Genomic DNA, 15,003 nt, shown 5'->3' with positions numbered 1-15,003 from the left:
GACCCCATGCACCGTCCTCACCCCGAGATCGATCCCCAACTGCTGTCCGAGTCCGAGGAACAGCGGGAACTGCGCACCGTCCTGCGGGACTTCTTCACCGAAGTGTCCGGCCCCGAGGACGTCCGCAAGCATCTGGCCACCCCGCGCGGATACGACGAGGCGCTGTGGGCGCGGCTCGCGGGCGAGATCGGCGTGCACGGGCTGGCGATTCCCGAGGAGTACGGCGGATCGGGTTTCACCTTCGCCGAACTCGCCGTGGCGCTGGAGGAGTCCGGGCGGGCGCTGTACTGCGCACCGCTGCTGCCCACCGTGGTCCTCGCCGCACACGCCCTGCTCGGCAGCGGCGACCGGCAGGCGTGTGAACGCTACCTGCCACGGATCGCGGACGGCACGCTCACCGCCACCGTGGCCGGCTTCCACGACGACGAGCCCGGCATCAGTGCCGAGCACGGCGGAGCGGGCTGGGTGTTGCGCGGTGCGGCGGACTTCGTGCTCGACGGCGCGGGCGCGGAGCTGATCGTGGTACGGGCCCGAACGCCCGACGGCGTACGGCTGTTCGCGTGCGAGCCGACCGGGGACACCTGCCTGCGGACACCGCGCCGCGTCCTGGACGAGACGCGCCGCCAGGCACTGCTGGAGTTCCGTGGCGCACCCGCCACACCCGTGGGCGAGTCGGGTCAGGTGACGGCGACCCTCGACGCCGGGCGGGCCGCGCTCGCTGTCGAGCAGGTCGGCGGCAGCGGCCACGCACTGGACGCCACGGCCGAATTCGTCGCGCAGCGCCACCAGTTCGGACGCCCCATCGGCTCCTTCCAGGCGGTCAAGCACCGGCTGGCCGACGTACTGGTCGCGCTGGAGGCGGCCCGCTCGGCATCCGCGTACGCGACCGCCTGCGTGGCCATCGCGTCGCCGCAGCTGCCGGTGGCCGCGAGCGCCGCCGCCGCGGTCTGCTCCGAGACCTTCCGCCTGGCGACGGCCGAGTACGTCCAGCTGCACGGCGGGATCGGTTTCACCTGGGAGCACCCGGCACACCTGTACGTCCGCCGGGCACGCAGCAGTGAGGTGCTGTTCGGCACGGCGGACCAGCACCGGGTCCGACTTGCCGAACTCATCGGTCTCGCCGCCCGATCCGCCGCCTGAACCATAGAGAGAGCCGCATGACGCACCTGACCTCACCCACCCTCGCCGCGCCGTTCACCCTCGGCGGTCTCACCCTCCGCAACCGCCTCGTCGCCACAGCCCACGCCACCGCCGCCGTGGCCGACGGCGCCCCCACCGAGACCGACGCGTCCTACTGGCGGCGTCTGGCACAGGGCGGCGCCGGCATGGTGATCACCGGTGGTACCGCCGTGGCCCCCGAGTCGACACTGCCGCTGCGTTACCTGACCGAGGCGTGGCGCCCCGAGATCAAGGACGCCGTACGCCGCCGGGCCGAGGCCATCACCGACGGCGGCGCCGTGGCCATCGCACAGCTGGTCCACCTCGGCCGGGAGACCCTGGGCGCGGGCACCTACTACGCGCCGGTCTCCGCCGCGGCCGTCCGCTCTCCCCGTGAGGCGACCGCGCCCCATGCGCTGAGCACCGAAGAAGTACGCCGTGTCGTCGACGCGTTCCGTATCTCCGCGGCCAACAGCGTGCAGGCCGGCTTTCACGGCGTCGAGCTGCACGCGGGCCACGGCTACCTGCTCGCGCAGTTCCTCTCCCGCGTCAACAACACCCGCGACGACGAGTACGGCGACCGGATCGCCCTGCTCGCCCAGGTGATCGACGCCATCCGCACCGAGATCGGTGAACTCCCCATCGGCGTACGGGTGTCGGTGGAGCCCGGTGAAAACTCCGGACTCGGCCTGGACGACCTGATCGAGCTGCTCCCGCGCCTGAGCGCCGCGTCGCCCTTCACGTACGTCAACGTCACCACCGGCGTCCGCAACACCTACGTCCCGGGCATGGCCACCACCCGCCCGCCGCTGCTGGAGTCCGTGGCCCGGCTGCGTACGGCGATCGCGTTGCCGTTGCTGGTCAGCCAGGGGTTCCGGTCCACGGCCGACATCGAGCAGGCGTTGGACTCGGGGGCCGATCTGGTGGGAATGGCACGGCCGTTCATCGCCGACCCGGACTTCGCCCGCAAAGTGATCGCCGGCGACGAACGCTCCGTGCGCCCCTGCACGGGCTGCAACGAAGGCTGCCGGACCTTCGAGCCCACCGGGTCGTGCTCGGTGAACCCCGAGCTCGGCCCGCCCGGAGCCACGTCCCGCCCGGCCGTCCCGCTGCTGCTGACCCGGCCGGGGGGCCGCACCGGCCCCGTCGCCGTCCTGGGCGCGGGCCCCGCGGGCATGGAGTGCGCGATGGCGCTCGCCCGCACCGGCAACGAGGTGGTCGTCTTCGACCGGGCCCGGGAAGTGGGCGGCCAAGCACGCCTCGCCGGCCTCGCCGCGCACCGCTGCGGCTGGCAGAAGCTCGTCGACTACCAGCGCGACCAGCTCACCGACCTCGGCGTACGCGTTCTGCTGGGTACGTCGCCCACGTCCGCCGAACTGGCGGAGTACTCCCAGGTCGTGCTCGCCACCGGAGCCGAGGAGGCCGTCGTCCCCGTGCCGGGCGAGCTCCGGACGCTCACCAGCACGGACTTCCTCAACCGGTGTGCCGATGTCGTGCCGAGCGCGCCCAGGGTCGCCGTCCTCGACGACGGCTTCGGCTGGTGGCAGGGCATCAGCGCCGTCGAGAGCGCGCTGGCGGCCGGAGCCCGCGAGGTCACGGTCATCACCCCCGGCAACGGATTCGCGACGGGCCTGTCACCGGAGAACCGCACCCAGCTGATGAACCGGATCACCGGCGCACCTCTGCGTATCGTCGCGATGAACACCGTGACCGCCACCACGGCCGGCGAACTGCACCTGCGCAACGTCATGGACGGCCATCAGACACGCCTCGCCGCCGACGTCCTGGTGACCGTCGGCGAACGCCGCCCGCACCGCCCGGACTTCACTCCGGCCGACGGCCAGACCGTCCGCGCCGTCGGCGACTGCGTCGTACCGCGCCGCATCGCCCACGCCGTCGCGGAGGGACGCGCGGCCGCGGAGGCGGTGGCGGCCAGGCCCCTGTGATCAGCTGATGGCCCTGTCAGCCGTTTCTGAACGGCTGACAGGGCCACGCGTCTGTTTCCTGCGCTCACCGCTCGTAGACGGCGCGGACCGTCAGCCCCGCCGTCTGCTGCGCGGTCGTTCCCCGGTCGCGCAGCCAGTCCCGGAGAGCGAACTTCTTGATCTTGCCGCTCACGGTGTACGGAAGAGCGTCGACGATGAAGAGGCTCTCCGGGATCTTGCGGGTCGCCACCTCACGGGCGGTCAGATGCTCGCTGATGTGACCGAGCGTCAGGTCCCAGCCCTGGTGGGGCACCACGAACGCGCAGCCCCGCTCGCCCGTCCGGCTGTCGGGCCCCGCGACGACGGCGACCTCGGCGACGGCAGGATGCTCGCTGAGCAGGTTCTCCACTTCGTGGACGCTGATCTTCTCCCCGGAACGGTTGATGATGTCCTTGATCCGCCCCTCGATGCGCAGGGCGCCGTGCGCGTCGAACCGGGCCAGGTCGCCGCTGCGGAACCAGCCGTCCGGGGTGAACGCGGCCCCGTTCAGCCGGCCGTCCAGGTAACCGAGGCAGGTGTCGGGACCGCGCCACAGCACCTCCCCGAGGACGCCGGGCCCAGCCGGCCCGCCGGCCCCGTCCGAGACCCTGACCTCGGTAGGGGGCAGGGGCACACCGTCGGTGCGGACGCGGACCTCGGACGGGTCCCAACGAGTGGCCGCGGTCACCGAGGGGCCTTCCGTCGCCCCGTACATACGGGTCACCACACCGAGCCGATCCGTGGCGCGGCGGGCGAGGTCATCGGGAATGTCCGCTCCGCCGCAGACGATGTAGCGGATCGTCGGCGTCGTGACCTCCGCCGCCTCGGCGGCACCGAGCAGATCGGTCAGGAACGGCGTCGAGAAGATCATGAAGCTGGCCCCGGCGCTGGTGATCCGGCGCAACGCGAGCTGCGGATCCCACAGGTCGTTCAGGACCACGGGGCGCCGAGCAGGAACGGCAGGATCAGGGCGCAGTTCACCCCCGTGACATGGGTGACCGGGGACGGGTTGAAGATCACGTCGCGTTCGTTGAGCGCGAACTGGTCGATCATGGAGAAGTTCTCGAACACCAGCGTGTTGTGGCTGTGGAGCGCGCCCTTGGGATCCGCGGTCGTCCCAGACGTGTAGAGCAGCAGGCACACCTGATCGGGATCGGGCTCGGGCAGCGCGAGTACGGTGGCCGCCGGATCCGGCCCGGCCGAGTCCAGGAACTCCTCCCAGGAGAGGGCCTCTTCCCCGCCTGTGCCGTCACCGACGACCACGACCTCCCGTAGGTCGGGAAGGTCCTCGCGCAGACTCCGGTAGAGGCCCGGGTAGTCGAAGTCGCGGTGACGGCCGGGCACGAACACGATCTTCGTTCGTGCCTGGCCGAGGATGAAGCGGAGCTCATGCCCGCGGTAGATGGGAACGATCGGGTTGGCGACGGCCCCCACCTTCATGATCGCCTGAAAAAGCACGACCGCCTCGGCCACGTTGGGCAGTTGGAACGAGACGACGTCGTCCTGCCCGATGCCGCGCCTGTGCAGGGCCGCGGCCAGCGCCGTCGCCTGCCGGTCGACTTCGGCGAAAGTGAGCCGGCGGTCACTGTCGACCACGGCGAGCGCGCCCGGCCACACAGCGGCGGCGCGCTCCAGGTACCGGCCGAGCGGGCGATCCCGCCATGCGCCACAGGCACGGTACTGCGCGGCCAGCTCGGCCGAGGGTGGGTGCGTCGGCCACATCAGTGCCTCCAGGTGTGTCGCAGCGAGCCGGCCGTCGGATGTCCGGCCGGCTCGCCGAGGGTGGGAGAGTGCGGTCAGGCGTCGTACGCGTAGAACCCGCGACCGCTCTTGCGGCCCAGGTGACCCGCGGCGACCATCCGCTGCAGCAGCGGGGGAGCGGCGTACAGCGGCTCCTTGAACTCCTCGTACATCGACTCGGCGACGGCCTGCGCCGTGTCCAGGCCGATCAGGTCGAGCAGTCGCAGCGGACCCATCGGGTGGGCGCAGCCCAGCTCCATACCGCGGTCGACGTCCTCGGGGCGGGCCGCGCCGGACTCGACCATGCGGATCGCGGCGAGCAGATACGGCACCAGCAGCGCGTTGACCACGAAGCCCGAGCGGTCGGGCGCCTGGATGACCTCCTTGCCGAGCCGTTCGACGGCGAAGGCGCGGGCGCGGGCCACGGTGTCGGCGCTGGTGGTGAGGGCGGGGATCACCTCGACCAGTTTCTGTACCGGTACGGGGTTGAAGAAGTGCAGGCCCACGACCTGGGAGGCCCGGCCGGTCGCGACGGCGACGTCGACGACGGGGATCGAGGAGGTGTTGGTGGCGAGGACGGCGTCCGGGTCGGTGACCACCTTGTCCAGCTGACGGAAGATCTCGAGCTTCACCTCCCGGTTCTCGGCGACGGCCTCGATGACGAACTGCCGGTCCGCCAGCTCCCCGAGGTCGTGGGTGAAGGAGAGCCGGGCGAGAGCCTGGTCGCGGTCGGTCTCCGTGAGCTTGCCGCGCCGCAGCCCGCGGTCGAGGGACGCGGTGACACGGTCGCGTCCGGCGGCCGCCAGCTCGGGGGTCGACTCGGCGACGGTGACATCGAGGCCGCGCAGCGCGGCGACCTCGGCGATGCCGGAGCCCATGAGGCCGCAGCCGACCACGCCGAGGCGTGAGATGTCAGACATGAAGGTCCTTCCTGATATGTGGGTCGAAGGAGCCGGACGAGCGGCTGGGTCAGACGTTGCGCCGGTAGGCGCCGCCCACCTCGAAGAACGCCTCCGTGATCTGCTGCAGTGAGCAGACGCGCGCGGCGTCCATCAGCACGGCGAAGACGTTCTCCCCGCTGGTCGCGGCGCGCTTGAGGTCGGCGAGGGCGACGCGGGCCGCGTCCTCGTGGCGGTCCTGGAAGTCGTGGACGCGGGCGAGCTGGGACTGCTTCTCCTGCTCGGTGGCGCGGGCGAGTTCGACGACGGGCGCGCCCTGCCCGTCCTCGGCGTGGGGGTTGCGGAAGGTGTTGACGCCGATGATCGGCAGTGTTCCGTCGTGCTTGCGCTCCTCGTACAGCATCGACTCGTCCTGGATCCGGCCCCGCTGGTAGCCGGTCTCCATCGCGCCGAGCACACCGCCACGCTCGCTGATCCGCTCGAACTCGGTCAGCACCGCCTCCTCCAGCAGGTCGGTGAGTTCGTCGATGATGTACGAGCCCTGCAGCGGGTTCTCGTTCATCGCCAGGCCCCACTCCCGGTTGATGATCAGCTGGATGGCCAGGGCCCGGCGCACGGACTCCTCGGTGGGAGTGGTGACCGCCTCGTCGTAGGCGTTGGTGTGCAGGCTGTTGCAGTTGTCGTAGAGCGCGATGAGGGCCTGCAGCGTGGTGCGGATGTCGTTGAAGTCCATCTCCTGGGCGTGCAGGGACCGGCCGGAGGTCTGCACGTGGTACTTCAGTTTCTGGCTGCGCTCGTTCGCCCCGTAGCGGTCGCGCATCGCCACCGCCCAGATCCGGCGGGCGACCCGGCCGAGCACCGAGTACTCCGGGTCCATGCCGTTGGAGAAGAAGAACGACAGGTTCGGCGCGAAGTCGTCGATGCGCATGCCACGCGCCAGATACGACTCGACGTACGTGAACCCGTTGGCGAGCGTGAACGCGAGCTGGCTGATCGGGTTCGCCCCGGCTTCGGCGATGTGATAGCCGGAGATGGAGACCGAGTAGAAGTTGCGTACGTCCTGCTCGATGAACCACTCCTGGATGTCGCCCATCATCCGCAGGCTGAACTCCGTGGAGAACAGGCAGGTGTTCTGGCCCTGGTCCTCCTTGAGGATGTCGGCCTGGACCGTGCCGCGTACGCTGCGCAGCACCTCGGCCCGGATGTCCCTCGCCTGCTCGGGGTCGGGCGCCTGGCCGTGCTCGGCGGCGTACGCGTCGAGCCTCTGGTCGATGGCGGTGTTCAGGAAGAACGCGAGGATCGTCGGCGCCGGACCGTTGATCGTCATGGAGACCGAGGTGGTGGGCGCGACCAGGTCGAAGCCGTCGTACAGCGCCTTCATGTCCTCCAGCGTCGCCACCGAGACACCCGAGGTGCCGACCTTGCCGTAGATGTCGGGGCGCCGGTCGGGGTCGCGGCCGTAGAGAGTGACGGAGTCGAAGGCCGTGGACAGGCGGGTCGCCTCGCCGCCCTGGGACAGGAGCTTGAAGCGGCGGTTGGTACGGAACGGGTCGCCTTCCCCGGCGAACATCCGGGCCGGGTCCTCGCCCTCCCGCTTGAAGGGGAACACCCCTGCCGTGAAGGGGAACGAGCCCGGCAGATTCTCCGCCCGCAGGAACCGCAGCAGCTCCCCGTCGTCGGCGTACCGCGGCAGCGCGACCCGGGGGATCCGGCTGCCGGACAGCGACTCGCGCACCAGGCGGGTGCGCAGCTCCCGGCCCCGCACGGTGAACACCAACTCGTCGCCGGAGTATGCCTGTACGGTCTCGGGCCACTGCTTCAGCGCGCGCCGGGACTCGTCGTCGAGCCCCTCCCGGGCCTCGGTGAGCAGCCGGTCGACGTCGGCGGTCGGCGCCGGCAGGCCCGCCAGTTCGTCGCGGACCGCGGCCAGCCGCTGCACCCGTCGTGCGGCCTCGGCCTGGTCGAGGGTGTGCGCGTGGTACGTGCGCACCGTCCCGGCGATGTCGGCCAGATAGCGCGCCCGGGACGGGGGCACGATCTGTGCCGCGCCGCTGGAGTGACGAACCGACACCTCGGACAGGGCGCCGGGCCGGGTCGTCAGGCCGCGCTCACTGAGGAGATCGCGCAGGTGCTGGTAGAGCGCGGTGACGCCGTCGTCGTGGAAGGTCGCGGCGCTGGTGCCGAACACCGGCATGTCGTCGGGGCGGGAGCCGAACGCTTCCCGGTTGCGGACGAGTTGGCGGCCGACGTCGCGCAGTGCGTCCTGGGCGCCGCGCCGCTCGAACTTGTTGATGGCGACGACGTCCGCGAAGTCCAGCATGTCGATCTTCTCGAGCTGGGAGGCCGCGCCGAACTCGGGCGTCATGACGTACAGCGACACATCCGCGTAGGGCACGATCGCCGCGTCTCCCTGGCCGATGCCGGGTGTCTCGACGATGACCAGGTCGTAGCCGGCCGCCTTGCAGGCGGTGATCGACTCGCCGAGCCCTTCGGGCAGTTCGCTGTTGCCGCGAGTGGCCAGTGAGCGGAAGAAGATCCGCTCGCCGTCCAGGGAGTTCATCCGGATGCGGTCGCCGAGCAGGGCGCCGCCGCCGCGCCTGCGCGTCGGGTCCACGGCCAGCACCGCCACCCGCAGGGTGTCCCGCTGGTCGGTGCGCAGCCTGCGGACGAGCTCGTCGGTGAGCGAGGACTTGCCGGAACCGCCGGTGCCGGTGATGCCGAGCACCGGCACCTGGCGCGCCGCGGCTGTCTTCTCCAGTGCCCGCAGGTCGGCGGCCGACAGCGTCCCGGCCGCGGCTCCGGACAACAGCCGTGCCAGCGCCGGGCGTTCCCCGGCCAGCACCGCCTCGACCCCGGCGGGCGCGTCCTCCCACGGCGCGGTGTCGCACGCTTCGATCATCGCCTGGATCATGCCGACCAGGCCAAGCCGCTGCCCGTCGTCCGGCGAGAAGATCCGTACGCCGGCCCGCGAGAGCCGCTCGATCTCCTGCGGCACGATCACCCCGCCACCACCGCCGAAAACGCGCACATGCCCGGCGCCGCGCTCTCGCAACAGCTCCATCAGGTACTCGAAGTATTCGATGTGACCGCCCTGATAGGAGCTGACGGCCACGCCTTGGACGTCCTCCTCCAGCGCGGCGTCCACGACCTCGCTCACGGAGCGGTTGTGCCCGAGGTGGATCACCTCGGCGCCCTGGGCCTGCAGGATGCGCCGCATGATGTTGATCGAGGCGTCATGGCCGTCGAAGAGGCTGGAGGCAGTCACAAAGCGGACGGGATGCTGAGCGCGGTACGACCGCGCCGCGGAGTTGCCGATGGACATGTGCACTCCAGACTGCGCCCTGCCCGCGTCGACAGGGGGCGGATACGGGTTGGACCGGGTCGAAGCCGAGGGTCTGGCAAGGAGAGGCCGGCGGACGAGGCCGGTCCGAGCAGACGTGCGCAGACCCCCTCCATACTGAACCGAAGTAGGTGCGGGACTCAAGCATACGCATTGAAGTCAATTCAGTTTGGTGGCAGTCTCAAGGGTGTTGCAGGACAGCGACCCCGAGGAGGAGCGATGCTGGCCGCCAGGCTGTACGGAGCCAAGGATCTGCGGATCGAGGAGATGCCCGAACCCGAGCCGGGGCCGGGCGAGGTGAAGATCCGCGTGGCGTACGCGGGGATCTGCGGCACCGATGTGCACGAGTACTTCGAGACGCCACGTGCCACGCACGAGCCCAACCCGCTGACGGGTGCCACCCTGCCGCAGACCCTGGGACACGAGTTCGCCGGAACCGTGGTGGCCTGCGGTGACGAAGTGGACCGGGTCGCACCCGGCGACCGGGTCTGCGTACGGCCGATCCGGACCTGCGGGGTGTGCGCACGCTGTACGGCCGGACTGTCCCATCTGTGCGCGTCCTTGGCCGCGATCGGGGTGACCGCTCCCGGCGGCGGACTGGCCCAGTACGTGGTCGTGCCGGCCGACTCCCTGCATCGGCTGCCCGATGGCCTGTCGCTCGAACAGGGCGCCCTGGTCGAGCCCATGGCGGTGGGCCTGAACGCCGTCGAGCGGGCCTGTGTGCGCGCCGGCGGCAGCGCCCTGGTGGTGGGCGCCGGCGCGGTCGGCATGGGTGCGTTGTTCGCGCTCAAGGCGCACGGTGTCCACGACGTGCTCGTGGTGGAGCCCTCGCCGTCCCGCCGGGCGGCGGCCGAACGGCACGGCGCCCGCGTGCTCGACCCCGGTGCGGTCGACGTGGTCGAGGAGGTGATGAGCCATACCCGGGGCCGGGGAGTGGACGCCGCCATCGAGTGCGCGGGGCGGCCGGAGGCGCTGAACGCGGCCATCCGCTCGGTGGCCGCCCGGGCGCCGGTCGTGATGGTGGCCCTGTACTCGGGCCCCGTCGCCATCGACGCCTCCGTCGTGCGCCTGGCCGAACTCGCCCTGCTCGGCTCCGAGGCGTACCCCGACGGCGTCTTCGAGCGGGTCATCGAGCACATGGCCGCCGGGCACTACCCGACGGACGGCTGGCTCGACCACATCCCGCTCGGCGACACCCTCGCGGGGCTGCACGACGTCCGTGACGGGCGACGGGTCAAGGTCCTCGTCGACATCCCGGCGGACAGCGGGAGTTGACCTGGGGCGAGGGCGGGTGCGTTCCGCTGAACCAATTTCGATCTGAGGCTTGACAGTGGATCACCAGCTCCCCAAACTCGTAGTGAATTCAGTTCAGTTTGAACCGGAGGGATCAGAGATGGCAGTGGAAGACGAGATCCAGTTCGAGCGCGACGGCCATGTCGCCCGTGTCTGGCTCAACCGCCCCTGGAAGAAGAACTGCGTCACGGTGCCGATCCTGGACCGGCTCGACGAGATCATCACCGAGGTCGACGAGGACCCCGAGCTGCGCGTCCTGGTCTTCCGCGGCCGCGGCAACACCTTCTGCTCGGGCTTCGACCTCGACAGCCTGAAGGCCGACTTCGTCGGCAAGTCGAACGCCATCGATGTCGCGGTGAAGTCCGCGAAGGTGTGCGACCGCCTCTACTCGATGAAGACCCCCTCGGTCGCGGTCCTGGAGGGCTACGTCACCGCGGGCGGCTTCGAGATCATGATCTCCTGCGACTTCGCGATCGCCGCGGACGACGCCAAGATCGGCGACTTCCACATCCGCCGTTCGCTGTTCGGCGGCGCGGGTCCGATCTACCGGGTGCCGCGCATGATCGGCATCCGCAAGACCAAGGAGCTGATGCTCACCGGCAAGCTGCTCTCGGGCGTCGAGGCCGCCGAGTTCGGCCTGATCAACAAGTCCGCGCCGGCCGACAAGCTGGACGAGACGGTCGAGGACTTCATCGGTGACCTCACCGACAAGAGCCCGTTCACGATGTGGCTCACCAAGATGACGATCGACCGCAGCCTGGACGCCGACACCCAGTCGCTGATGGTGATGGAGCACCTCGCTGTGGGCGTGGCGCTCAACTCGGAGGACGCCGCCGAGGGTGTCTCGGCGTTCCTGGAGAAGCGTGAACCGAAGTGGCAGGGGCGCTGATCCGGATGACCACGCATCCGCGGAGTCCGGCCGCCGGGCTCCAGGGCTCACGCTGCTCAGGCTGCTCGGTGGCCGTCTACCCCGCGGACCACGCGTGCCCACGCTGCGGGGGGCCGGCCGACCCGGCGGTACTCGAGGGCGCGGGCACGCTGTGGACCTGGACCATCCAGCGGTACGCGCCCAAGTCACCGCCGTACCAGGTCCCGCCCGGCGGCTTCGAGCCGTTCGCGCTCGGCTACGTCGAGCTGGAAGAAGGCGTACGGGTGGCGGCCGTACTCGAGGTCGACGACATCGACGAGGTCCGGATCGGCATGCCCCTCACGGTGACCGCCGGAGACGGGGTGCCCCGGGCCCGCCCCACGACCAACCGCGAGGAGGGCTCATGAGCACCGACGTCCTGATCTGCGGCGCCGGGCGCACCCCGTTCGGCCGGTCGGAGGCGAGCGGCCGACAGCTGGCCGTCAGCGCGGTGCACGCCGCGCTGGCGGACGCCGGGATCGAGTGGTCGCGGGTGCGGGCCGCGTTCGGCGGCAGCGACAGCGCCGGACTCGCCGACACCCTGGTGGCCCAACTCGGCCTGACCGGACTGCCGTTCGTGAACGTCAAGAACGGCTGTGCCACCGGCGGCAGCGCACTGATCTCCGCCGTGAACGCCATCCGCTCCGGCATGGCGGACGTCGTCCTCGCCGTCGGCTTCGACAAGCACCCGCGCGGCGCCTTCGACCCACGACCTGAGGACTGGGGCCTGGGCGAGGAGTACGGCAGCGACGGGCTGATGGTCACCACGCAGTTCTTCGGCATGAAGATCCAGCGCTATATGCACGACCACGGGATCACCCCGGGGACTCTCGCGCTGGTCGCGGAGAAGGCGTACCGCAACGGTGGCCTGACCCCCGAGGCGTGGCGACGCAAGCCGGTGTCCGCCGCGGAGATCCTGGACTCCGGCATGGTCAGCGACCCGCTGACCCGCTACATGTTCTGCTCCCCGGGGGCGGGCGCGGCCGCGCTGGTGCTCTGCTCGCCCGAGGTCGCCCGCACCCTGGACGGCCCGTCGGTCACGCTGCGTTCGGCGGCGGTACGCACCCGGCGCTTCGGTTCGTTCGAGGTGTTCAGCCCCTGGATCCCCGGCGGCGAGCTGACCAGCGTCAGCCGCGACGCCTCGGCCGCCGCCTTCGAGGAGGCCGGGGTCGGCCCCGGCGACGTCGACGTCTGTCAGCTGCAGGACACCGAGAGCGGCGCCGAGGTCATGCACATGGCCGAGTGCGGGTTCTGCGAGGACGGCGAGCAGGAGCGGCTGATCGCCTCCGGTGTCACGGAGATCGGCGGCACGCTGCCGGTCAACACCGACGGCGGCTGCATCGCCAACGGCGAACCCATCGGCGCCTCGGGCCTGCGCCAGGTCTACGAGGTCGTCCAGCAGCTGCGCGGCCGGGCCGGCGAACGCCAGGTTCCCGGAGAACCCAGGGTCGGCTTCACCCATGTGTACGGCGCACCGGGCGTGAGCGCCTGCACGGTGCTGTCCCGCTGAACGGAGGTGCAGGAAGAGATGAGCGGTATCCCGGAACCCGGGGAGTTCCGTGCGCAGGCCCGCCAGTGGCTGGCCACGGCCACCCGGCCGCGCGCCGCCGACGGGGAGTGGGGCAGCGGCTCCGACTCCGTCGCCGTGTTCGAGAACTGGACCGAGCAACAGGAGCGCGAGCACACCGCCCGCACCCAGGAGTGGGAACGCACTCGCTACGACCAGGGGTGGGGTGCGCTCAACTGGCAGGCGGCGTACGGGGGACGTGGCCTGCCCGCGTACTACGAGCAGCTCTACCGCTCCGAGGAAGCGGCCTTCGACGTGCCGCACCGCACCGAGATCTTCCCGGTGACGCAGCAGCTCGTCGCCCCCGCGATCGGCATCTGGGGTACTGAGGAGCAGAAGCGGCGCTGGCTGCGGCCCATGCTGCGCACCGACGAGCTGGCCTGCCAGCTGTTCTCGGAGACCGAGGCGGGCTCGGACCTCGCCGCGGTGCGCACGAAGGCGGTGCGCGACGGCGACAACTGGGTGCTGCAGGGGCACAAGGTGTGGACCTCCGGGGCCACGGTCGCGACCTGGGGCGTAGCGGTGTGCCGCACCGACCCGGACGTACGCAAGCACGCCGGCATCACCGTCTTCCTGGTGCGCATGGACTCGCCGGGCGTGACCGTACGGCCCATCCAGCAGATGACCGGTGGCGCCAGCTTCAACGAGGTCTACCTCGACGGCGTGGTCGTGCCCGACACCGACCGGCTCGGACCGGTCGGCGAGGGCTGGCGGGTCACGCTCAGTGTGCTGGCCGCCGAACGGCTCGACTCCGGCAACCTCGGACTGGACAACGCCGACCGGGCGCTGGACCTGGCCAGGAACCTGCCCCGCCGGCTCACCGGAGGCGAACAGCAGCAGGCCGCCGACCTCTACGTGCGCGCCCTCGTACAGCGGCTCATCGGACTGCGGGTGACCGGCGCCCTCGTCGCCGGACGCGAGCCCGGCGCGGAAGCCTCGGTCGGCAAGCTCTACGCCACCGAGACCATGCGGCGCACCAGCGATCTGGTGTCGGAGCTGCTCGGTCCGCGCCTCGTCGCCGATACGGGGGAGTGGGGCACGTACGCCTGGACGGAGCATCTGCTGGGCGCGCCCGGCTACAGCATCGCCGGCGGCACCGACGAGATCCAGCACAACATCCTCGCCGAGCGCGTGCTCGGCCTGCCCAAGGAGCCCGTCCGATGAGCACGGCCACCCAGGTGTCGGAGCTGGCCGTGCGGGTCCGCGACCGTCTCGCCACTCGACATCCCGGGGCGTCGATCGGGGAGTTGAAGACCCTGCCGGGCGGCCACTCGGGGCTGACGTACTCGGTCACCGCGGGGGACGCGAGGTACGTCGTCAAGGCGGTGCCTCCGGGGCAGCGGCCCATCGGGCGCAACGACGTGCTGCGACAGGCGCGGGTACTGGGCGCGCTCGCCGGATCAACAGTGCCGGTTCCGGGCGTCGCCGCCTTCGACGAGGCGCAGCCTGCCTGGTTCGCGATGGACTTCGCCGCCGGGGAGGCCGTCGAGCCGGTGCTCGACGAGCCCGAGGTGCCCCCCGCGACGGCGCGGACACGGATGCTGGAGATCGCCTCCGTGCTCCGGCGGCTGCACGAGACCGACGTCCGTACGCCGGGGCTCGACGCGCCGGAACCGCTCGACGCGGCCGGTGAGCTGGATCGGTGGAGCCGCACCATGCACGCCGTACCGGCAGAACTGCGCCCGGGAGGTGAGGAGTTGCTGAAGCGTCTTGCCGAGGACGTGCCCGGCGACCTCCCCCCGGTGCTGTTGCACGGCGACTTCCGGCTCGGCAACGTGCTGTGTGTCGGCGAGCGCGCCGTCGCCGTCGTCGACTGGGAGATCTGGAGCGTCGGCGATCCGCGCATCGACCTCGGCTGGTTCCTGCTCTTCGCCGACCACCGCAACTTCCCGCGGCTGGGTCGCGCGGTGCCCGGCCTGCCCACCGAGGCCGAACTGCTGGACGCCTACCTCGACGGCCGGCCCGCACTGCCCGCCATGGACTGGTTCCGGGCGCTGGGCCGCATGAAGATGGCCGCGATCATGGGCCACAACCTGCGCCGGCACCGCGAGGGCAAGCACCACGACCCGGACCAGGAGCGACTGCCGCCCACCATCGCCGCGATGATCCGCACGGCGCGCGACATCCTCGGCTGA

At 71.0% G+C, this 15,003-nt stretch carries 12 protein-coding genes; 8 read left to right on the top strand and 4 right to left on the bottom strand.

Annotated features, from left to right (window positions below):
- The first annotated feature begins 6 nt into the window (after window positions 1–6).
- Together ACFY16_RS16635 and ACFY16_RS16630 are read left to right on the top strand one after the other, a co-directional pair.
- Window positions 7–1,140 (top strand): acyl-CoA dehydrogenase family protein, encoded by a 1,134-nt coding sequence (locus ACFY16_RS16635; RefSeq protein WP_390647840.1) that lies wholly within the window; start codon window positions 7–9, stop codon window positions 1,138–1,140.
- Window positions 1,141–1,157: 17 nt separating this feature from the next.
- Entirely contained in the window at window positions 1,158–3,104 is a 1,947-nt protein-coding gene (locus tag ACFY16_RS16630) for an FAD-dependent oxidoreductase (protein WP_390647839.1), read from the top strand.
- Window positions 3,105–3,168: 64 nt separating this feature from the next.
- Here the strand turns inward: ACFY16_RS16630 and ACFY16_RS16625 are convergent, their stop codons facing one another.
- The 4 genes from ACFY16_RS16625 to icmF form a co-directional block, all read right to left on the bottom strand.
- Window positions 3,169–4,062: an AMP-binding protein gene (locus ACFY16_RS16625; protein ID WP_390647838.1), complete on the bottom strand. Its 894-nt coding sequence runs from the start codon at window positions 4,060–4,062 to the stop codon at window positions 3,169–3,171.
- Window positions 4,053–4,844, bottom strand: a complete 792-nt coding sequence (locus ACFY16_RS16620; protein ID WP_390647837.1) for an AMP-binding protein — start codon at window positions 4,842–4,844, stop codon at window positions 4,053–4,055. The genes ACFY16_RS16625 and ACFY16_RS16620 overlap by 10 nt, the downstream gene beginning before the upstream one ends.
- A gap of 74 nt (window positions 4,845–4,918) precedes the next feature.
- Window positions 4,919–5,782, bottom strand: a complete 864-nt coding sequence (locus ACFY16_RS16615; RefSeq protein ID WP_390647836.1) for a 3-hydroxybutyryl-CoA dehydrogenase — start codon at window positions 5,780–5,782, stop codon at window positions 4,919–4,921.
- A 49-nt stretch (window positions 5,783–5,831) separates the two neighbouring features.
- Window positions 5,832–9,083: a fused isobutyryl-CoA mutase/GTPase IcmF gene (gene icmF / locus ACFY16_RS16610; protein ID WP_390647835.1), complete on the bottom strand. Its 3,252-nt coding sequence runs from the start codon at window positions 9,081–9,083 to the stop codon at window positions 5,832–5,834.
- A gap of 237 nt (window positions 9,084–9,320) precedes the next feature.
- Here icmF and ACFY16_RS16605 point away from each other — a divergent pair, with 237 nt between their 5' ends.
- The 6 genes from ACFY16_RS16605 (at window position 9,321) to ACFY16_RS16580 (ending at window position 15,003) form a co-directional block, all read left to right on the top strand.
- Window positions 9,321–10,376 carry an alcohol dehydrogenase catalytic domain-containing protein gene (locus ACFY16_RS16605; RefSeq protein ID WP_390647834.1) on the top strand — a complete coding sequence of 352 codons (1,056 nt, stop codon included), beginning with the start codon at window positions 9,321–9,323 and terminating at the stop codon, window positions 10,374–10,376.
- A 118-nt stretch (window positions 10,377–10,494) separates the two neighbouring features.
- Complete coding sequence (locus tag ACFY16_RS16600; RefSeq protein ID WP_390647833.1) at window positions 10,495–11,283, top strand: enoyl-CoA hydratase/isomerase family protein; 789 nt, start codon at window positions 10,495–10,497, stop codon at window positions 11,281–11,283.
- A 5-nt stretch (window positions 11,284–11,288) separates the two neighbouring features.
- The gene (locus ACFY16_RS16595; RefSeq protein WP_390647832.1) at window positions 11,289–11,669 is read left to right on the top strand and encodes a Zn-ribbon domain-containing OB-fold protein; all 381 of its coding nucleotides are present in this window, start codon (window positions 11,289–11,291) and stop codon (window positions 11,667–11,669) included.
- The gene (locus ACFY16_RS16590; protein ID WP_390647831.1) at window positions 11,666–12,811 is read left to right on the top strand and encodes a thiolase family protein; all 1,146 of its coding nucleotides are present in this window, start codon (window positions 11,666–11,668) and stop codon (window positions 12,809–12,811) included. The genes ACFY16_RS16595 and ACFY16_RS16590 overlap by 4 nt, the downstream gene beginning before the upstream one ends.
- Window positions 12,812–12,829: 18 nt before the next feature.
- The gene (locus ACFY16_RS16585) at window positions 12,830–14,032 is read left to right on the top strand and encodes an acyl-CoA dehydrogenase family protein (protein ID WP_390647830.1); all 1,203 of its coding nucleotides are present in this window, start codon (window positions 12,830–12,832) and stop codon (window positions 14,030–14,032) included.
- Complete coding sequence (locus ACFY16_RS16580; RefSeq protein ID WP_390647829.1) at window positions 14,029–15,003, top strand: phosphotransferase family protein; 975 nt, start codon at window positions 14,029–14,031, stop codon at window positions 15,001–15,003. Before ACFY16_RS16585 ends, ACFY16_RS16580 begins: the two co-directional genes overlap by 4 nt.

It is taken from the genome of Streptomyces sp. NPDC001315, assembly GCF_042896175.1.
Taxonomy (GTDB): domain Bacteria; phylum Actinomycetota; class Actinomycetes; order Streptomycetales; family Streptomycetaceae; genus Streptomyces.
This window is presented reverse-complemented; position numbering and strand designations above follow the sequence as displayed.